The 19,943-nt window shown below is 65.8% G+C and carries 11 protein-coding genes; 5 read left to right on the top strand and 6 right to left on the bottom strand.

All coding sequences use genetic code 11. The features are described from left to right. Positions 1-77: 77 nt before the first annotated feature. The 4 genes from N2603_RS35500 to N2603_RS35485 form a co-directional block, all read right to left on the bottom strand. Positions 78-1,058, bottom strand: a complete 981-nt coding sequence (locus N2603_RS35500) for an LLM class flavin-dependent oxidoreductase (RefSeq protein WP_260385794.1) — start codon at positions 1,056-1,058, stop codon at positions 78-80. Then, positions 1,055-1,786 carry a 4'-phosphopantetheinyl transferase family protein gene (locus N2603_RS35495; protein WP_018646187.1) on the bottom strand — a complete coding sequence of 244 codons (732 nt, stop codon included), beginning with the start codon at positions 1,784-1,786 and terminating at the stop codon, positions 1,055-1,057. The genes N2603_RS35500 and N2603_RS35495 overlap by 4 nt, the downstream gene beginning before the upstream one ends. 245 nt (positions 1,787-2,031) lie before the next feature. Beyond that, positions 2,032-2,199 (bottom strand): hypothetical protein, encoded by a 168-nt coding sequence (locus N2603_RS35490; protein WP_260385793.1) that lies wholly within the window; start codon positions 2,197-2,199, stop codon positions 2,032-2,034. 142 nt (positions 2,200-2,341) lie between these two features. Beyond that, positions 2,342-8,788 carry a non-ribosomal peptide synthetase gene (locus N2603_RS35485; protein ID WP_260385792.1) on the bottom strand — a complete coding sequence of 2,149 codons (6,447 nt, stop codon included), beginning with the start codon at positions 8,786-8,788 and terminating at the stop codon, positions 2,342-2,344. Positions 8,789-8,924: 136 nt separating this feature from the next. On the opposite strand from N2603_RS35485, the gene N2603_RS35480 reads away from it, so the two are divergent. The 3 genes from N2603_RS35480 (at position 8,925) to N2603_RS35470 (ending at position 14,231) form a co-directional block, all read left to right on the top strand. Continuing rightward, positions 8,925-12,395 carry an ATP-binding protein gene (locus N2603_RS35480; RefSeq protein ID WP_260385791.1) on the top strand — a complete coding sequence of 1,157 codons (3,471 nt, stop codon included), beginning with the start codon at positions 8,925-8,927 and terminating at the stop codon, positions 12,393-12,395. Further along, positions 12,392-13,186: a protein-L-isoaspartate O-methyltransferase family protein gene (locus tag N2603_RS35475; protein WP_260385790.1), complete on the top strand. Its 795-nt coding sequence runs from the start codon at positions 12,392-12,394 to the stop codon at positions 13,184-13,186. Before N2603_RS35480 ends, N2603_RS35475 begins: the two co-directional genes overlap by 4 nt. 94 nt (positions 13,187-13,280) lie before the next feature. After that, positions 13,281-14,231, top strand: a complete 951-nt coding sequence (locus N2603_RS35470) for a DUF6492 family protein (protein WP_260385789.1) — start codon at positions 13,281-13,283, stop codon at positions 14,229-14,231. A 20-nt stretch (positions 14,232-14,251) separates the two neighbouring features. On the opposite strand, the gene N2603_RS35465 is transcribed toward N2603_RS35470, so the two are convergent. After that, positions 14,252-15,319: an endo-1,4-beta-xylanase gene (locus N2603_RS35465; RefSeq protein WP_260385788.1), complete on the bottom strand. Its 1,068-nt coding sequence runs from the start codon at positions 15,317-15,319 to the stop codon at positions 14,252-14,254. After that, the gene (locus N2603_RS35460; RefSeq protein WP_260424330.1) at positions 15,316-16,404 is read right to left on the bottom strand and encodes a glycosyltransferase family 1 protein; all 1,089 of its coding nucleotides are present in this window, start codon (positions 16,402-16,404) and stop codon (positions 15,316-15,318) included. The genes N2603_RS35465 and N2603_RS35460 overlap by 4 nt, the downstream gene beginning before the upstream one ends. Before the next feature lie 262 nt (positions 16,405-16,666). Between N2603_RS35460 and N2603_RS35455 the strand changes: the two genes are divergently transcribed. Together N2603_RS35455 and N2603_RS35450 are read left to right on the top strand one after the other, a co-directional pair. After that, positions 16,667-18,103 carry an oligosaccharide flippase family protein gene (locus N2603_RS35455; RefSeq protein ID WP_260385787.1) on the top strand — a complete coding sequence of 479 codons (1,437 nt, stop codon included), beginning with the start codon at positions 16,667-16,669 and terminating at the stop codon, positions 18,101-18,103. A gap of 277 nt (positions 18,104-18,380) precedes the next feature. Next, entirely contained in the window at positions 18,381-19,943 is a 1,563-nt protein-coding gene (locus N2603_RS35450; protein WP_260385786.1) for a L,D-transpeptidase, read from the top strand.

Here is a 19,943-nt window from a genome sequence, read left to right as displayed (position 1 = left end):
TTTCCCCGGCATCAGCCTGGATTGCTTCGTCGCAAGGGCTCCTCGCAATGACGATGCGGATGCAGTGTGGTCAGTAGTTAAAACATCCCGCTTGCCGCCAGCGCCTTGCAGACGTGCTGCATCTCGGTCTCGTCCGCGACCACGTCGAGCATGATCGTGGTCAGTCCCTTCGCCGCAAACGCCCTCAGCTTGGCGCCGATCTCCTCGTAGCTGCCGACGAGATAGGGGCAGTCGGCCTGGAAGGTCAGGAATGGCAGCAGCCAGTAGCCGTTGGGCTGAAGCTCGCCGCTTTGCCCCTCATATAGCCGCCGCTTCCACACGGAGTCGCTGTTCTCCACGGTGAGCGCGAGCAGCTCGCGATCGTCGGGGTTGTCGCGGAAGCGTGCCTTCGCCGCTTGCCGCGCCTCGTCGCTTCTCTCGCGTGCCAAGATGCCGAAGTTCATGCCGGGTGCCGCGAAGCCATCATCGAGATCGGGCGGCAGCATCTGCATCTTGATGCAGCCGGTCTCCCTGGCCACGCGCTGCGCCGCCTCGGACTGGCCGGCGATCAAAAATTCCGGCATCAGCTCCGCCGGCAGGCGCGGGCGCAATTGCAGATTGCTGGCACGATAGAACCGACCCTCGACAATCACCGGCCGCGGGCTCGAGAGCAGCTGGCGCATCAGCGCGACGAACTCGCCGAGCCTGACATAGCGGTCGGCATGGGTCTGCTCGTCGCCGAGGCCCTGCAAGTCGCTGACCGCGGTCCCCGTGATCATGTTGAGATAGACCTTGCGGCCGTAGAGCTGCGCGAACGACGAGACGAATTTCGCCGCCGTGAACGGGTGCATGTAGACCGGATTGACGGCGATCAGCGGCGAGTTCCGTGTCGTCTTCGCCATGATGTGCTGGGCCATGGCCCAGGGCTCGACGAACACGTCGTTGCCTTCGAACAGCAGAATGCCTTCGAAGCCGTTGCGGTCGGCGAACTCTGCCACCCGCATCAGCTCACCGACATATTGCTTGGGATCGCGGTTGCGCGAGATCGCGGGAAAGACGCGCAGCCGCGAGGTCATCATTCAGCCGCTTCCTGGAGCGGCCAGGCATTGCGGCTGATGGGAAGGCCGCCATGCGCCCGGGAGCCGTCGGCGATCGCGAGGCGATGCGAGGGGGAGGGCGAACACAGCGAGAAGCGCCATCCCGAGGGATCGTCGACGATATCGGGCTTGAAGCTGATCTCGATGGCCTCGCGCGAGACCTGCATCGCGAAGGCGTCGAGCGGCAGGTTGAGCCCGAAGCCCCTGGCCTTCAGATAGGCCTCCTTGAGCGTCCAATAGTCGAAAAAGCGCTCGATCGCCGCCGGCTCCGGCAGCCTGCGCAGCGTTTCGACCTCCTCCGGCGCAAAGAAGCGATTCGCGGTGGAAAGCGGGGCGACGCGCCGTGACACTGTTTCGACGTCGACGCCGACCGCCTCATGCCCGGATACGACACAGGCAACGCAGCCGTCGGCGTGCGACAGGCTGAAATGCAGCGCGGTCGAGGTTTTGGGCGATGCGACGAACGGGCGCCCATAACGGCCGGCCCCAAAGGACCAGTCGGTGGGAGCGACATTCGGCGCGACCTGGGACAGCGCCAGGCGCAGCATGGCGTGCGCGAATATATATTGCCGCCGATGCCGCTCGAACTTGAAGCGGTCGGCGCGGATCCGTTCGTCGACCGAGAGCAGCCGTCGGCACGCATCGGCTGCGCCCGGCGCGTCAATGGTCGCGATCAGTCCGACAAACAGTTCAATTCTGTCGTCTGCCATCAATTGGGCCTTTGGCGTCAGGCAGAGGACAAATCCCCGGCCCTGACGGAAGAATCAACTGAGCAAGAATCAACCAGTGGACCGGTCTTAGCGGTCCACCCAGGCAAATTCTTGTCGATTTGCAGGCCGGTTTACAGGCGCAAGCTTGTGCGAGACCCCAACTCGACGAGCGAGCGGCCCAATTTGAAAACCGGAGGCCGAAAAATGAAGCCTGAAGATTGGTGCGGCGTCCCTGCCGACTAGTCTTACTTTTTCTTCTTGGCCTTCTTCGACCCGCCCAGCATCGAAAGGCTGGCGTCGACGTCCTTCATCGCGGCCTGGAGCTTCTTCTTCTCGTTGGTCAGCAGCTTCTGCAGGGCCTTGCGGTCCTTGTCGCTCAACGAGGCGCCCTTGGTAAATTTGATGAAACCCATAACGCACTCCCCCGGTTGAAAATAATCGTCCAAATCAAAATGGCGGGAATAATCTTGCGCGATGGCGCCAAATAATCAAGATGCAACTTGATCATGCACAGCTTTGACGAGTGAACCTGTATTCGCCCTCGTGTACGGCCGGTCATGCCGCCTTGCGCGCGAGCAGCTGGCCGAGTGGTGTGCCGGATTGGTCGACGGCCGCCGCCAGCAGCGCGACGAGATCCGCCATCCATGTGCGGACCGTGCCGCCGTCGAGGAGCTCGTGCTTGTAATTGCATGAACCGGTGATTCCGGTCGGGCGCTCCTTCAGCATCAGCGACAGCCAGGTCTGGTCGATCGGCAGCACCGGCTGGCCCTCGCGCGCGACATTTCCGATCGATTGCACTGCAATCTCCGGCAGATCGAGCGGCTGGCGCAGCGGATTCTGCAGCGTGAAATAGACCTGGAGCAGCGCGGCCGGGTCGATCCCCTCCCGCTCCAGATGGTCGGCCAGCATGTTGAACGGCAGCTCCTGCCGCGCATGCGCATCGAGCACGCTCTGGCGCACCCGGCTCAGGGCCTGCGCGAACGACAGATCCGGCGTGATTGTCGTTCGGACGATCACCGTGTTCTCGAACGGGCCGACGATGCGGTCGGTGTCCGGCTGGGCGCGATTGGCCATGGCGGTGGCGACCGAGATGTCGGTGCGGCCGGTCCGCGCCAGCAGCAGGGCTTTCAGGCCAGTCAGCAGACACATGAACAGCGTGGCGTTGTGCTGGCCCGCGAATGCGGTGAGTCGCGCGATCAGATCGGGCTCGAGCCAGAGCGGATGGTGCCCGGTGGACGCGCCCGGGTCCGCTTCGCCCTCGAAGATCGGAGCCGCGCCGCGTAAATTCTCCGTCCAGTCGGCGGCCTGGCGACGGGCGGCGTCGGTGCCACACCACCAGCGCTGCCAGCGCGCGACGTCCGAAAAGGCCGGCGGCGGCCTCAGTAGCGGTGCTGCGGGGCGCCCGGCCAACGCCGCATAGCGGCTGGACAATTCCTCGAACAGCACCCCGATCGACCAGCCGTCGGCAATGACATGATGCAGCGTCAGCAGCAGCACGTGGTCGTCGGCATGGAGCTGCAACAGCCGCGCCCGCAATAGCGGCGGCCGCGCGATGTCGAACGGGGCATAGGTCTCCTGCTCGATCAGCAGATCGATCTTCCGGAGCTCGAGCGCCTTGCGCCGCTTGTTGTTGTGCGGCCGCCCGTCGCCGATGACCTCGACGGTGAGGACGGGCCCGAGCTCGCTCGGAGTGGCGATGCGGCTGACGGGCTCTTTGCCGCTCCAGCCGAAACCGGTCCGCAGCGATTCGTGGCGGCGTACGATGTCGCCGAATGCTTGCGCGAGGATGGCCGGATCGAGCGGGCCATCGAGACGGAAGGCAAATGGCAGGTTGAACAGCGGCAGGCCCGGAAGGTTCTGCTCGATCCGAATCATCTGGTCCTGTGCGATCGAGAGCGTCGGCGGACCGCTGTCGATCAGCCGCGATACGCTTGCGGCAGGCTTGTGCGGTTTCGCTGCTACGGCCTCGTCGACCCGACGGGCAAGCTCTTCGACCGTCGGCGCCTCGAAAATGGTCTTGATCGGCAGGGACACGCCGAGCGCCCGGGCGACGCGCGCCATCGCCTGGCCGGCCAGCAGCGAATGGCCGCCGAGATCGAAGAAATTGTCTGTCACCCCGAGGCTCTCGACCTTCAGCAGGTCGATCCAGATGTCGGAGAGCACCTTTTCGGTAAAATGCCGCGCTGGCACGGCGGCAGCATCTGGCGTGGAGGTTTCCTGTTGTGCGGGTGCCAGCAGCGCGGAGCGATCGATCTTGCCATGGGCGTTGAGCGGCACCTGGTCCAGGAACAGGAAGGCGGACGGGATGGCATGGCCGGGCAGCCGGCTCTTCAGGAATTCGCGCAGCTCGCTGGCGCTGACCCGGCTGTCGGGCCTGGCGACGATATGGGCGATCAGCCTGACATCGCCGCCGGCTTCGGGGCGAGGCTCGACGACGCCGGTGCGCACGTCAGGATGATCGGCAAGCGCGTTCTCGATCTCCTTGAGCTCGATGCGATAGCCGCGGACCTTGACCTGATGGTCGGCGCGGCCGAGGCATTCGATCGTGCCATCAGCGCGGCGGCGGGCGAGGTCGCCGGTGCGGTAGAGGCGGCCGCCGGGCTGGCGCGAAAACGGATCGGGCAGGAAACGTTGCCGGCTCTGCGCGGGATCGTTGACGTAGAAGCGGCCGATTCCGGCGCCGCCGATGCAGAGCTCGCCAGTCACGCCGACCGGCTGCGGCTCGAGGTTGGCGTCGAGCACGTAGAGCTGGGTGTTCGGCAGCGGCGCGCCGACTGGAATGTTGCCCGTCGCGATCGCCGGCGCCTTGGTCAGACGATGCAGCGACACGTCGTCGGAACATTCCGACGCCCCATAGGCATTGATCAGCGGCACTTTCGGGCAGCGGGCGAACCAGGCGCGGCAGAGATCGACCGGCAGCGGCTCGCCGGTCGAGATCAGGACCCGCAACTTCGCGAAGGCGCGCCGGACCTGCGCCTCGTCCATGCGATCGAGGATCACGCGGAGCAGTGAGGGCACGATCTCGAGCACCGAAATGTGCTCGCGCTCGATCTCCCGGGCGAGCAGGATCGGGTCCTGCACGGTCGCCGTGCCGCAGACATGCACGCGCGCGCCGACCATGGGGCCTGCGAGGAACTGCCAGACAGAAATGACAAAACTCTGCGGCGCGGTCTGCGCGATCACGTCCTTAGGCGACAGCTTCAGCTCGGAGATCAGCGAGGCCAGATGGTTCGACAGGCCGCGCTGCTCAATCATGACGCCCTTCGGCGCGCCGGAGGAGCCGGACGTATAGATGAGATAAGCAAGGCTCGAGGCTGCGCGCCGCGCGGCGCGGGCCGGCTTGGTCATCCCTGGCGCGGCGGTGTCATCGATTTCGGCCACCTGAATGCGCTCGACCAGCGGTTCGAGCAGCGCCTCGACCAGGGCCGATTGGGCGCGCCCGGTCAGCAGCACGCGGGCGCAGCTCGATCCGAGGATGGTCGTGAGCCGTGCGGTCGGCTGGTCCGGATCGAGGTTCAGGAAGGCCGCGCCCACGCGCTGTACCGCGATCATGGCGGCGAGCAGATCGGGGCCGCGCTCGGCGAGCAAGGCGACCACCGTCTCGGGCCCCACGCCCTCGCGCAGGAGCCAGCGCGCGATCGCCTGGCTGCGGCGCGCCAGCTCGCGATAGCTCAGGGATGCGCGACCGTCCGACACCGCGATCGCGTTCGGCGTCTTCTTCGCTTGGCGTTCGAAGCGTTCGTTCAGATTGCCGCGTGCGGCGAAGTTGGCCGGCACGCCGTGGCCTCTCGCCAGCAACTGCCGGCGTTCGGCCTCGGTCAGCAGCGGCAGGCGCGAGATGCGCTGCTCCGGATCTGCGATGACGGCCTTGAGCAGGGTCTTGAACTGCGCGGCCATGCCTTCGATCGTTACCGCGTCGAACAGATCCGTGGCGTATTCGAAGAAGCCGGTGAAGCGCCCGTCGGCCTCGACCAGTTCGAGCGTGATGTCGAAGCGTGCCACCTTCGGGTCTACCTCCAGCCGCCGGGTCGACAGGCCGGGGAAGCGCGCCGCCTCGATCGAGGCGTTCTGGAGGATGAACATGATCCGGAACAGCGGATTGCCGTCCGTCCTTCGCGCGACCTGCAGCGCGCGCAGCACCTCCTCGATCGCAAGATCCTGATTGCGGTAAGCGTCCAGCGTCACCTGACGCACCCTCCGCAACATCTCGCCGAAGCTCGGATCGCCGCCAAAATCGTTGCGCAGGATCAGGGTGTTGGCGAACAGCCCGATCAGGCGCTCGCTCTCGATCTGGTTGCGGTTGGCGATCAGCGATCCCGTCGCGACGTCCTCGTGTCCAGTGTGCCGGAACAGCAGGCACTGGAAGGCGGCGAGCAGGGTCATGAAGGGCGTGACGCCCTGGGCCTGGCTCAGCGAGCGGACGTCGCCCGAGAGAATCCTGGAGAACTCGAAATAGTGCCGGGCGCCATGACCGCTCCAGACCTCCGGCCGTGGCCGGTCGGTCCGCAGCGGTACTGTGGTGACACCGTCGAGCTGCGCCCGCCAGTAATCGAGCTGCTCCTTCGCGGCCGGCGTCTGCGCCCAGCCCTGCTGCCAGAGCGCGAAGTCGCAATACTGGAAAGCGGGCGAGGGCAGCGCCGCCACGTCCTTCTTGTGTGCTGCGGCATAGTGGGCGGCGAGCTCCTCCCAGAACAACCGCTGCGACCAGCCGTCGGTGACGAGGTGATGGACGTTGACGACCAGCGCGTGGCTGGATTTGTCGAACGACAGCAGCGTGACTTTCAGCGGCGGCTCGTGCGCTAGGTCGAACTTGTATTGCGCGAGCTTGAGCGCCTCACGCCGGATGATTGCCACCCGCTTGTCCGCGGGGCAGGGCTTGAGCTTGATCCGCTCGAACCGCCGCGGGGACTGCAGCACGCGCTGTGCCGGCTCGCCCTGCCGTTCGATGAAGACCGAGCGCAGCGCCTCATGACGCGCGCAGATCGCGGCGAGGCTCGCAGAGAGTGCGGCGACGTCGACCAGGCCCTTGAGCATCGCGACTTCGACGACATTGTAATTGTAGCGCGTCGGATCGAGCCGCGACAGCAGATACATCCGCTGCTGCTGGAACGACAGCGGCACGTCAGCTGTCACTGCAGCGGCCTGACGCCAGGCCGGCAGCGCCACGTCGCGATGCGTTGCTGCCGTCTCGATCCGGGCCGCAAGCGCCGTGACCGTGGCGCAATCAAAGATGTCCTCGAACGAGAAATCGACGCTGAAGCGTTCGCGCAGGCGGGAGCGCATCTGCGTCACCGCGAGCGAGTCCGCGCCGAGTGCGAAGACGTCCTGGTCGATGCCGACCTGCGGCAGCTCCAGGAGGCCGGCCCAGATCTCCGCGAGCTGGGTCTCCAGCGCATTGCGCGGCAGGCGCGTCTCGCCGGCACCCGCGGTCTCCGTGATCAACCCTACCAGCGCGTTGCGCTTGACCTTGCCGCTGGCGCCCTTCGGCAGCGCGGCCACGCTGCGGATCAGGCTCGGCACCTTGTACGCCGCAAGACGCTTTCGCGCGAACTGGCGCAGCTGGTCCGAGCTCGCCTCGGAATTTTGCCGCAGCACCACGACGGCAGCGACGTTCTCGCCGAGCTTCGGATGCGGGACGGCGAACACGCCGGCCTCGAGCACCGCCGGATGGCCGAGCAGCACGTCTTCCACCTCGAGCGGAGAGACCTTCTGTCCGCCACGGTTGATGACGTCCTTGATGCGGCCGACGATGAAGAGATAGCCGTCGGCGTCGAGATAGCCGAGATCGCCGGTCCGGAACCAGCCGTTGCGGAACGCGGTCTGCGTCGCCGCCTCGTCGTTATAGTAGCCACGCGTCATGTTGGCTCCGCGCAGCACGATCTCGCCATGCTCGCCGCTTGCGAGCGCGCGGCCCGCCTCGTCCATGATCGCGATCTCGGGGCCCGCGGCGCGGCCGACCGATCCGACCTTGCGCAGCTCGAACGGATTGGCCGCGATCTGCGAGGCCGCCTCCGTCATGCCGTAGGTTTCGAGCACGGGAACGCCGAACGTCGCCTCCAGTCCGGCAAGGATAGCGGGCGCCAGCGAGGCCGAGGCCGAGCGGATCACGCGCAGCGACGAGGCTCGGACGCGGTCGGGGTTCGCTTCCGCCGCCGTCAGCAGCGCGCGATGGATGGTCGGCACCGCCGTGTACCAAGTCGGTTGCAGCTCACGCATCCAGCCGAAGAAGGACGCAGCGTCGAAGCCGTCGGTGCAGATCACGCTGGACCCCGCGGCTAATGCCGTCAGAAGGCCGGAGATCAAGCCATGGGCATGAAACAGCGGCAGGACGTTGAGCAGGCGATCATGCGACGTGAGAGACAGCACGCGGCCGGCATTATAGGCAGAGAGGCACACGTTGCGATGCGTCAGCGGCACCATTTTCGGCCGCGCGGCCGTGCCCGACGTCAGCAGGATGAGGGCGTCGCCATCGCCGCGCGAGGCGCCGCTCGCGCTTGCAGGCCCGACGGTCGGGCCCATGAACGCACAGCCGCCGAGATCGTCTTTCGGCCCCGGCACGAAATCGATCACCGCGATACCGAGCGCCTTGGCGACGTCGCGACTGGGCGAGTTCATGTCGGCGCGGGTGACGAGCGCCGTCAGCTTCAATTCGCTGAAATAGCGTTGCAGCTCGTCCGCGGTCAGGTCGGGATTGACGGGGATGCAGGCGCAGCTTGAGGCGACCGCGATCAGGGCCAGCGCGCTCTCGGCGCCGCGCGGCAGCGCGACGGCGACCCGGTCCGCAGGCGCGATGCCGAGCCCACGCAGCGTGTGCACGAGATCGTGCGTCCGCTCGCCAAGCGCGCCATAGGTGAGGGCCGGCCGTCCAGGGGCGAGGATAGCGGGCGCCGCAGGAATCCTGCGGGCGTAGAAGTCAAGCAGGCCGCCGATATGGGAAAAGATCTTCGTTTCCAGGCTCGCGCCGACCGATCCCGCTCCGGATGCAATGTCCGACAATGCCATTCCCTTTTGATCTGATTGAGCTATTCTTCTCAAGAGTTAGGGAACGCGTCCAGTCTGAGGTGAAGTTCGGGCCCCAAAATCTGTGGTTGAGGGGCCCCAAAGCCCTTCGACGGAGTGAAGGTCGGGCGGAATCACCATGCTGGAGAATGAGCCGGGCACGGCAACGGAAGGCGGGCTGAAGCGCTGGCTCGAGGGCGTCGGCCTCGGCCACTACTCCGACCTTTTCGCACAGCACCGCCTCGATCTCGACGTCTTGGGGGATCTCACGGAATCCGACCTGGTCGAGCTCGGATTGCCGCTTGGCGATCGCAAGCGGCTCCAGCGGGCGATGGCGGCGCTGTTCCAGGCTGAAACGGCAGAGCCGCCGGCCGCGGCGGCACGCCCGCAGACCCGGACGGAGGTCGGGGCCGAACGGCGCCAGCTCACCACCATGTTCTGCGACATGGTCGATTCCACCTCTCTCTCGGTGCAGTTCGATCCGGAAGACGTGCGCGACATGATCGCGAGCTTCCGCGAGACCTGCGTCCGCGTGGTCAAGCATTACGAGGGCTTTGCCGCCCGTTTCGTCGGCGACGGTATCCTCGTCTATTTCGGCTATCCGACCGCACATGAGGACGACGCCGAGCGTGCAGTGCGTGCGGGTCTCGAGATCGTGCGGGTGCTGTCGACCGCGCGGGCGATCGAGCCGCGCGGCGCGCTCACCCATTCGCCGGCCGTCCGCATCGGGATCGCGACCGGTCTCGTGGTGGTCGGCGATCTCGTCGGGCAGGGCACCGAAGAACGCGACTCCGCGGTTGGTGAAACCGTCAACCTTGCCGCGCGCCTGCAAGCCCTGGCGCCGCCCAATGGCGTCGTGATCTCCGCCTCGACGCAGTCGCTGCTGAAGGGCAAGTTCGACTACCGCAGTCTCGGTGTCCATGCGCTGAAGGGCATCTCGGAGAAGGTGCAGGCCTGGCATGTGGTGCGCGCCTCGCGGGTGGAAACCCGCTTCGCCGCCGCGATGGGCGCGCGGTTGACGCCGCTCGTCAACCGCGAGGAGGAGATTGCGCTGTTGATGGGCCGCTGGCAGCAGGCCAAGGGGGGCGACGGCCAGGTCGTGGTCAAGTTCGGCGAACCCGGCATCGGCAAGTCGCGCATCATCCAGGAAATCTTCGAGCGGATATCGGGCGACCGGCATGCGCAGGTCTCGTTCCAGTGCTCGCCCTACTACACCTCCACCGCGTTCTATCCGTTCGCCGAGCAGCTCAAATTCTCCCTCGGCCTCGACCGCGAGGATGCCTCCGCGCTGTCGCTGGCGAGCCTGGAGACTGCGATCGCCGCCGCGCATGGCGACATCGAGCAGGTCACGCCGCTGTTTGCCGGGCTGTTGTCGATACCGACCGGAGACCGCTATCCGCCGCTCGATCTGTCGCCCCAGCAGCAGAAGGATGCGACCGTCGCGGCGCTGGTCAATCACTTCCTCGGCCTCGCGCGCGAGATGCCGCTGGTGATCGCGTTCGAGGATCTGCACTGGATCGATCCGACCTCCCGCGAGGTGATCGACCTGCTCGTCGACCGGGTGCAGAACCGGCCGATCCTGGTCATCATCACCGCTCGCTCCGAATTCCAGCCGAGCTGGAACGCGCATTCGCACATCACCACCCTGGTGCTCAACCGCCTGAGCCGGCAGCTGCGCACGACGCTGGTCGAGCGCGTTGCCGGAAGGGAGCTGCCGAAGGAGGTCGTCGAAGAGATCATCGTCAAGACCGACGGCGTGCCGCTGTTCCTGGAAGAGCTCACCAAGACCGTTCTGGAATCCAATCTCCTGACCGAGCGGCACGGGCGCTACGTGCTGTCGGGCCCGTGGCGGCAGCTGGCGATCCCGGCGACGCTGACGGACTCGCTGATGGCGCGGCTCGACCGGATGGGCCCGTTCAAGCGGATCGCGCAGATTGGCGCCACCATCGGCCGCGAGTTCTCCTACGAGACGCTCCAGGCCGTCGCCAATACGCCGGCGGAGCAGATCGAGGCCGCGCTCAATCATCTGGAGGAGGCCGGGCTGGTCATGCGGCGCGGCCATCCGCCGGATGCGCTCTACTCCTTCAAGCACGTGATGATCCAGAACGCTGCGCATGCGAGCCTCCTGCACAGCGAGCGCCGCAAGCTGCATGCGCGCATCGCGCAAGTGCTCGCCGAGATGTATCCGGAGAAGACCGATCGCGAACCGGAGCTGCTGGCCCATCACCTCACCGAATCAGGCCAGAGCGAGGGAGCCGCGAGCTTCTGGCTCAAGGCCGGCAAGCAGGCAGCCAGGAGCGGCGCCAATCTGGAGGCGATCGGCCATCTGCGCCGCGGCTTGAGCGTCGTGCAGGCCAATGCGCGCATGCAGGGCGCCGACGAGATGGAGCTCGAGCTGCGCATCGCGCTCGGCAACGCGCTGATCGCCGCCAAGGGCTACGCGGTGCAGGAGGTCGAGGAGAACTACACCCGCGCGCTCGAGCTCGGCCAGCAGCTCGACGACGACGAGAAGGCCTTCGCCGCGACCCGCGGCCTCTGGGTCTGCCACTTCATCCGCGCAGATCTCACCCGCGCGCATGATCTCAGCGTCGAGCTGTTGAAATTCGCCAAGCGCGAGCGGCTGAACGAGCGGTCGCAGCCGGCGCAGCAGACCGGCTATCTGATCGAGGCGCACCGTTCGATCGCGATGACCATGCTCTATCGCGGCCGCTTTGCCGCCTCGCAGCATCATCTGCATCGCTGCATCAACCTCTACAGCCCCGATCTGCATTCCGATCTGATGGAGCGGCACGGCACCGATCCCGGCGTCGTCTCGCTGTCCTATCTCGGCTATCTGCTCTGGTTCCTCGGCCGGCCCGACGCGGCGCGCCAGCACAGCGAGCAGGCGATCGCCAATGCCGAGAAGATCCGCCATCCGTTCACGCTCGCCTTCGCACTCGTGTTCGGCGCGTATCTCTGCCAGCATTTGCGCGACGTCGAGGGCACGCGCGACCACGCCAACCGCGCCATGATCATCGCCACCGAACACGGTTTCCTGCACTGGAAGCAGCAGGCCGCGATCCTGCGCGGATGGGCACTGACGCAGCTCGGCGAGGCCGACGAGGGTCTCAGCCAGATGCGCTTCGGCCTCGACGAATATGAGGCGATGGATTCCTGGCTCGCCGGCTGCTGGTTCCGCTGCCTGTTGGCTGAAGCCTATGCCAAGGTCGGGATGCGCGATGCCGCCTTGCGCGCGCTGGACGGCGCGCTCGCGACCGCCAGACGGACCGGCGATCATTCCTACCTCGCCGAAGTCTATCGCCTGCAAGGCGAGATCACCCTGTCGGACGGCGACCCGGCCTCGGTGCAGGAGGCCGAGGACCTGTTCGGCCTGTCGCTGGATGTCGCACGCAAGCAGGGCGCGCTGTCCTGGGAGCTTCGTACCGCCGTCAGCCTGGCGCGGCTGTCGCATCAAGCCGGCAAGCGTGAGCACGCGCGTCTCCTGCTCGTGCCGATCGTCAACAGGTTCAGTGAGGGTTTTTACACCCCGGACCTGAAGCAGGCGATGCAGCTGGTCAACGAGCTCGATGCGGATGTGCCGGTCCGTGAACAGGCCGATGCGGCGAGATGAGCGATCTTGCCGCCGCGCGTGCGCGCTATGCCGGGATGATTGCGAAGCGCGAGAGGATTTCCTCGCCGCGCCTGCTCGAAGCGCTCGCTGCCGTTCCGCGCGAAGATTTTCTGCCCAGAGGCCGTTGGCGCATCAAGAGCGAGGCGGCGCGCAGCTACCGGCTGACGCCGGACGCCGACCCGGTTCATCTCTATGACAATGTGCTGGTCGCGATCGACGCGCGCCGCAGGCTCGACACGGGCCTGCCGAGCCTGTGGGCACATCTGATCGACGTGCTCGACATCAAGGAGCGCGACCGTGTCGTGCAGATCGGCTGCGGCCTCGGCTATTTCACTGCGATCCTGTCGAAGCTGGTCGGCCCGAAAGGCTGGGTGCAGGCTGTCGATTGCGACCAGCGCCTGGCGTACCGTGCCGCTAGCTACCTTCGCCCCTATCGCAACGTCGAGGTGTTCCATGGCGATGGGTGTGAGGAGATTCCAGAGCCTGCCGACGTGATCATCGTCCACGCTGGCTTTCCGCACCCGCATCCGATCTGGCTCCAGTCGCTCCGCCCGCGCGGCCGCCTCCTGGTGCCGCTGACGCAGCGGGACCGCGAGGGCGCGGTGATCAAGATCACGCGGAGGGGCAAGGGGTTCGAGGCCGAGGCGGTGCAGCAGATCCGGATCTTCCCCGGCCAGGGCCGCGGTGTGACCGCACTCGACGACCGCGTCGCCGACTGGTGGCAGCGCGCCTCAGCCCTCGCGCCGCTGCGCTTTCGCGGGCTCGAGCAGGGGCTGCCGTCGGATGGCTAACGCTTCGTTTCATTTTACCTTGATTCCGTTTGTGAGTTTCCAGCACCTCGCGGTGCGGCTATGAGTGCGGCCTGATCGCCATTCGAGCGCGCCCATGCATTCCGTCGCCCTGCTGACTGCGAGCTATGCCAAGGATATCGAACGCTTTTCGCTGCTCAGCGAGAGCATCGACACCTGGCTGACGGGATATACGCGGCATTATGTTCTCGTTAACGATGAGGATGTGCCGCTGTTCGCGCGGTTTGCGTCCGACAAGCGCGTCATAGTTCCGGCCTCGCTTTATTTGCCGAAATGGCTGTTCGCGCTGCCGCCGTCGCTGCAGTTCATCAGCAAACGACGCGTCTGGCTGTCGCTGCTGTCGTCGCCCGTGCACGGCTGGCACATCCAGCAGATCCTGAAGATCGCCGGCGTCCTCAACGCGCCCGAGCAGCGGGTCTGCATCCTGGATTCCGACAATCTGTTCTTCCGCGAATTCAACGTCGGCCAGTATGCCGGCGGCGAGAAGACGCCGCTCTTCGTCACGCCCAAGGGGATCGACGCCGGTCACCCCTTGCATGTGCTGTGGCTGCGCACCGTCGATCAGCTTCTCGGTGTCACGGAGCGCTCGTTCCCGGCCGACGATTATGTCGGCAACGCGCTGGTCTGGGACAAGGACACCGCGCGCGCGATGACCGACGCCATCAAATCGGCAACGGGTCTGAGCTGGGCTCTGGCGCTGTGCCGGAAGAAGAAATTCTCGGAGTATCTGCTTTACGGAAACTTCGTCGCCAGTTCGCCGAATCATCTGGCAGGGCATCGGGTGACGGAAGACAGCATCGCGGTGTCGCACTGGGACGATACCCGCCTCGACCGCCCGGCGATCGAAGCGATGATGCGCGCCGCTTCCCCCGAGCAGGTCGCGCTCTGCATCCAGTCCTATTCGTCGACTTCGATCGAGGACATCCGCGACGTCTTCAGGCTGAACTCGGCTGACAGGCGCAGTCCGAGTCTGGCTCCCGATCAGATCGGGGACACACAAGCGTTCGAGACGCCCAAGACACGCTAGCCTTTCAAGATACGCTAGCTTCAGACGTCCTTCGTGAACTTGCTGATGACGTCCATGAACGGTTTTGGCTTGAACTCGCCGTCGAGCGGCAAGGGACGGTTCGGCTGCTTGTCTTTGCGGGCGAAGGTGCCGTTGATCCAGCTGTAGCGATCGGAGAGGCCCCAGGTCAGGATCGAGCGTACCGGGCCGCTGGCAGAGACGGCCGTCAGCAGATCGTCGACGCGCTTGGCGACGATGGTGTCGCGCTCCGCGGGACCGCCCGTCAGCTTCTGATCGTCGACATCGAGCTCGGTGACGAGAACCTCGAGGCCCCAGGAGCGCAGCTCGGTGACGAATTCGGCGAGCCCATGCGTGTCGATCTCGAGCTCGGCATGCAGATGCGATTGCAGCCCGACGGCGTGCAGTGGAACGCCCTGGTCGAGCAGCTCCATGATGAGGTTGCGGTAGGCCGCACGCTTGGTGATGAAGGAGTCCTTCGCCGACTCGATGTCGTACTCGTTGATCGCGAGCTTCACGTAAGGATCGGCCGCGGCCGCCGTGCGGAACGCCAGTGGAATCCAGCTCTTGCCGAGATGCTGCGTCCAGAACGTATCGCGCCGGTCGGTGATCCCCTTTGGATTGTCCGGGATCGGCTCGTTGACGACGTCCCACGAGGTCAGCTTGTCTTTGTAATACGAGACCACGGTGCCGATGTGGTCGCGATAGGCGCGCTCGACGCCCTTGGCGTCCTTGATCTGCCTGGTCCAGTCCGGAATGTCGTGATACCAGGCGAGCGTGTGTCCGCGCATCGTCAGATCGTTCGCCTGCGCGAAGTCCAGGATGGCATCAGCGCGCTCGAAGGCAAAGGTGTGCGCGTCCGGCCGCAGCATCGGCCATTTCAGCTCGAGCACAGGCACCACTTGCGTGCAATAGGTGCTGATGGCTTCGCCGAGCCTGGGATCGGCCTGCAGGTCCCAGAGCGTGGCCGCCGCACCAAAGCCCTGATGGCGCTGGGCGAGCTTCGAGGCCGGTAACGCTGACGCGGAGACGCCCGCCGCGAGCGTCGCGGCGCTGCCGAGGAGAAACTGGCGTCTGTCGAGCCTGGTCACGCGTGGTTCTGCATCACGGCTTCGGCGATCTCGTAATAGTGAAGCGCGCCCTTCTCGAGCGTCAAATTCTCGGTCACGTAGTCGCGCGGCGCGAAGTCGCCGGCGCTTACATGCGACCAGAACTCGCTCCAGCCGGAGACGAAACCGGCCGCGTCGATAAAGGTCATGCCGCAGCGCGCGTCGAAATAAGGCACCGAGGATACGCCGCCCTCGTACCGCACCTTGTGCGGAAAATACTTCGGATCCTGCCACGGCCCGCCGCGATCCCACGCAAAGACGGGAACGCCGCTCGACAGCGCCTGCTGGCACGCGATGCCCTGGCTCTCGTGCTCGCACAGGAAGATCATGCTGCGGCAACGCGCCAGCGCCGCCTTGTAGTCGTCTTCCTTGTAGTGACCGTAGCGGATCACCTCGACCGTGAGGCCGCTGGCCTCGAGATGCCTGCGGATCGGTTCGATCAGTTCGGGCTCATATCGCTCGTAGTCCCAGCGAACCTTGTCATAGAGCAGCACGTCCACGCTCTTGCGGTCGGCCGGTGTCGGCGTCCACAGGTCGGTGTCGATGCCGACGGGCCAGGCGTCGACATGGGGCCAGTGCGGACGGAACATGTCGGCGTACCATTTGCACGGCACCAGCACGCGCTTCACCTGCAGGTCCTTCAGGCGTTCCGGTGCATCGACCGGGTGGTCATACATGGCGACGCCGAGCAGGAGCGGGTTCTTCCACTTGAACCAGTCGAGCACGAATGGCCGCCCGATGACGCAGGCGAGCTCCTCGGGGTGCTTCTGGATGTAGCGATAGTCGTTGACGCGGTAGCGGATGCCGAGGCGGTCGAGGCCCGCGCACAGATTGAGAAGGACGCGCCGCTGTCCGCTGATGAAGGACTCGCCCTTGACCAGGCGCCGCAGCAGCGGCCGGATGTGACGGTCACCGGGAAACCAGCGGTCGTCCCGCTCTTCAAAGAAAAGATTGAGGACCATCCTGTCGCGCTTTTGCATGCCGAAATCCGCCGGAACGAGCGGCGCGTCGGTGCCGCCATGCGGCCGGGAGGTCGGGTGCGCCCGTGTTCGTTCGGCAACGTCCATGTCAGTCACGTCCACGCATCGGATGGGTCGGGCGACCTTTTGATATTATTGCTTCTTTTCTGTGATCCCGCCGGTTCCTACAAGGACAGGGCAAATTTAACGCTAACGCGCGATAACCGCTGAGACGTTTCATTCGCGATCCGATTTGCATGCTGATGCGACTATCTTGGTCGGTGCTGGCGGCGCAGTGCGATGACCGCAGCAAAGGCCAACTGTTTTAACGCTTCGTTAATCCTCAAGGCGCCGCCGGTCCCGTGCTCGCATGCTGAATCGCCATTTCTCGATTTACCTCGTGGCCTACATCCTGCCGGCGGCGGTGGGCTTCTTCGCGGTCACGGCGTACACGCGGCTTCTGAGCCCGGCGGAATACGGCGTCTATGTCGTCGGCATCAGCCTTGCCGGCATTCTCGGCGCGATCTTCTTCGCCTGGATCAAGCTGTCGGTGTCGCGCTATCAGGCGATGTCGGCGGAGGTGGATTTTCGCGGCACGGCGATGGTCGCCTTCGGGCTCACGGTTGCGGTGCTCTGCGCCACCACGCCGCTCGTGTTCCTGTTCCGCAGCGATGTCAGTGTCGAGCTGCTGCTTGCCAGCATGTTCGTTGCGATCATGGCCAATGCGGTCGATGTCGGACAGGAATTCGAGCGCGCCAAGCTGCGTCCGTATCGTTTCGCCGCGATCTCGATCGTGCGCAGCGTGGCGAGCGTCGGCTTCGGGCTCGCCGGCATCTGGCTCGGCTGGGGCGGCCTCGGCCTGCTGGCGGCGTTTGGCCTGGGATCACTCACCGGCATCATCCTCAATCTCGTCGGTGACCGCAGCAGGATCGCGCGCTTCCAGCGCAGCCAGTTCATGCAGCTCGCGCGCTATGGCCTGCCGCTGACGCTGGCCGGGCTTTCGGTCGCGCTGTATTCGAGCTGCGACCGTCTCATCGTCGCCTATCTCCTCGGCAAGGACGCCGCCGGCATCTTCGGCGTTGCCGCCGACCTGCCGCGCCAGTTCATGGTGATGATCGCGTCCAGCGTCGCCGCGGCGACCGTGCCTCTGGTGTTCCGGTCGCTGTCTGAGAACAACAGCGAGGTCACGCGCGAGCGGTTGACCGAGAGCCTCGAACTGCTGCTCGTCGTCGTCGCGCCGGTCGCGATCTGGCTGGCGCTCGCAACCGACCAGGTTGCGGGCACGCTCGTGGGCGTCGATTTCCGCGCCGGCGTGTCGGCACTGCTGCCGACCCTGGTGCTCGCGCGCTTGTTCGGCATCGCCAACCAGTTCTACGTCCAGATCAGTTTTCAGCTCGCCGAGCGTCCCTTCATGCTGGCGGCGCAGTCCTTCCTCACGCTGGTGATGAGCGTGGCGCTGATGTTCGCGCTGGTGGCGGGCTACGGGATCTATGGCGCCGCGCTGGCGACGCTCGCGACCGAGGTGATCGGCTTCGTCGTTGCGGTCGTCCTGATGCACCGCGCCCATCCCGTGCCGTTCGACGCGAGCCGCCTTGCCGGCGTGGCCGTCTCCGCGGCAGCGATGGCGGCTGCGATCCTCCTCGCGCGCTCGCAGGCCAGTGGCACCGGCTTCGTGGCGCTGACCATGGTGAGCCTTGCCGGCGGGCTCGCTTACGCGGCAGTGGCCTGGCTGCTCAATGTCGCGAATGTGCGCACGCTGTCGCTTCGTGTCCTGCGGACCTTCAACCGGAAAGCGCTGGGCGTCTAGCGCGCCCCTGTCTGGCGTGGTCTCGCCGCCCGTCCGGCCAGGCCAATCACCGCCCGACCCCGGACATTCTGCCGCAGCGGTGGACCGCCAGCTCCGGACCAGCCTCGGCCGCAAGCGCCCTTCCGCCCGTTCGGGCCCTCGTATATGAGAGATTTGCCGCCGGATCGTGCCGAATCTTGCCACAGACGGAACGTATGGCGGCTGTGATTTCTTAATTTAGAGATCGCAAACTGACATTTGGCGGCACGCGCGGATTGGCATTTCGACCGAGGATGGCATGAAAAACCTGATGACAACGGCGCAATCCACCGTGGCGATGCGGCGTTGGGGGCCTCCCGGAATTGTGACGCTGGCGGCGATGGTCGCGTTCGCGACCCTCGGCCCGGCGACCGCAGCCAAGCAGGCGCGCCAGGCGGCTGAGGCGGTGGCGCAGCGCGAAGCGGGCGAGCCGATCATGGCGATCGTGTCGATCAAGAGCCAGCAGGTCACCTTCTACGATGCCGACGGCTGGATCCTGCGTGCGCCGGTCTCGACCGGCACCACCGGGCGCGAGACGCCGGCCGGCATCTTCGCCATCGTCGAGAAGGACAAGGACCACCGCTCGACCATGTATGACGATGCCTGGATGCCGAACATGCAGCGCATCACCTGGAACGGTATCGCGCTGCATGGCGGGCCGCTGCCCGGCTATGCCGCCTCGCACGGCTGCGTGCGCATGCCGTTCGGCTTTGCCGAGAACCTGTTCGACAAGACCAACATCGGCATGCGCGTGATCATCTCGCCGAACGACGCAGCGCCGGTCGATTTCTCGCACCCGTCGCTGTTCGTGCCGAAGCGGGAGGCTATTGCCGCGGTGCCGAGCCGGGCCGACAAGCTTTCGTTCGAAGCCGAGGAAGCCACACGGGCCGCCGACGAGACCAAGAAGGCTGCGGCCGCGGCCGCGAAAGAGGCGGCCTCGCTCCCGGCATCGCTGCGCAAGCTGGAGCAGCAGAAGGCCCGCGCCGACGCCGAGCTCGCCTTCGCCGACAAGACGCTTGCGAATGCAAAGACCGATCCGGCCCGCGCCAAGGCCGAGGAGCTGAAGCAGAAGGCGGCCACGAAGGCCGCCGATGCGACGACGCAGCTCGATGCCGCCAAGACCGCGGCGCAGCCGAAGCGTGACGCGGTCGCTGCGACGAAAGAGGCGGCGAAGGTGGCTGCGGCGAAGAAGGCCGACGCGGTGAAGGCCGCGACCGACGCAAAACTCGCGCTCGAGCCGGTCTCGGTCTATATCAGCCGCGCGACGCAGAAACTCTATGTGCGGCGGAACACGCACAAGCCGGCGCCGGACGGCGGCGGCGAGGTGTTCGACACCAGCATCGAGGTCCCCGTCACAATCCGCAATCCCGACCAGCCGCTCGGCACGCACATCTTCACGGCGATGGCGAAGACCGACACGGGCCTGCGCTGGAGCGTGGTCTCGATCGAAAGCGGCGACGACGCCAAGAACGCGCTCGATCGCATCACCATCCCGCAGGAGGTGTGGGATCGCGTCGGACCGACCGCGTTGCCGCGCTCCTCGATCATCATCTCGGACGAGCCGCTCAGCAGCGAGACCAACTACCGCACCGAGTTCGTCGCGGTGCTGAGCAACCATCCCCAGGGCGGCTTCATCACGCGCAAGCCGACCGCGCCGTCGATGGACATTGCCAGCGATGACGGCTGGGACAATGGCGGCAACGGCTTCGGCTACTTCTTCCAGCAGCGCGATCCGTACGCGCAACCGGTCAATCCACGCCGGCAGCGCGGCGGGTACCAGTACTATCAATCGACGCAGCCGATGCAGCGGAACTGGTGGTAA

It is taken from the genome of Bradyrhizobium huanghuaihaiense, from assembly GCF_025200885.1.
In the GTDB taxonomy this organism is placed as follows: domain Bacteria; phylum Pseudomonadota; class Alphaproteobacteria; order Rhizobiales; family Xanthobacteraceae; genus Bradyrhizobium; species Bradyrhizobium huanghuaihaiense.
This window is presented reverse-complemented; position numbering and strand designations above follow the sequence as displayed.

Excerpts from the sequence above, each read along its gene's own strand:
- N2603_RS35500 (WP_260385794.1), bottom strand. The coding sequence starts at position 1,058 with ATGATGACCTCGCGGCTGCGCGTCTTTCCCGCGATCTCGCGCAACCGC.
- N2603_RS35495 (WP_018646187.1), bottom strand. The coding sequence starts at position 1,786 with ATGGCAGACGACAGAATTGAACTGTTTGTCGGACTGATCGCGACCATT.
- N2603_RS35490 (WP_260385793.1), bottom strand. The coding sequence starts at position 2,199 with ATGGGTTTCATCAAATTTACCAAGGGCGCCTCGTTGAGCGACAAGGAC.
- N2603_RS35485 (WP_260385792.1), bottom strand. The coding sequence starts at position 8,788 with ATGGCATTGTCGGACATTGCATCCGGAGCGGGATCGGTCGGCGCGAGC.
- N2603_RS35480 (WP_260385791.1), top strand. The coding sequence starts at position 8,925 with ATGCTGGAGAATGAGCCGGGCACGGCAACGGAAGGCGGGCTGAAGCGC.
- N2603_RS35475 (WP_260385790.1), top strand. The coding sequence starts at position 12,392 with ATGAGCGATCTTGCCGCCGCGCGTGCGCGCTATGCCGGGATGATTGCG.
- N2603_RS35470 (WP_260385789.1), top strand. The coding sequence starts at position 13,281 with ATGCATTCCGTCGCCCTGCTGACTGCGAGCTATGCCAAGGATATCGAA.
- N2603_RS35460 (WP_260424330.1), bottom strand. The coding sequence starts at position 16,404 with ATGGACGTTGCCGAACGAACACGGGCGCACCCGACCTCCCGGCCGCAT.
- N2603_RS35455 (WP_260385787.1), top strand. The coding sequence starts at position 16,667 with ATGCTGAATCGCCATTTCTCGATTTACCTCGTGGCCTACATCCTGCCG.
- N2603_RS35450 (WP_260385786.1), top strand. The coding sequence starts at position 18,381 with ATGAAAAACCTGATGACAACGGCGCAATCCACCGTGGCGATGCGGCGT.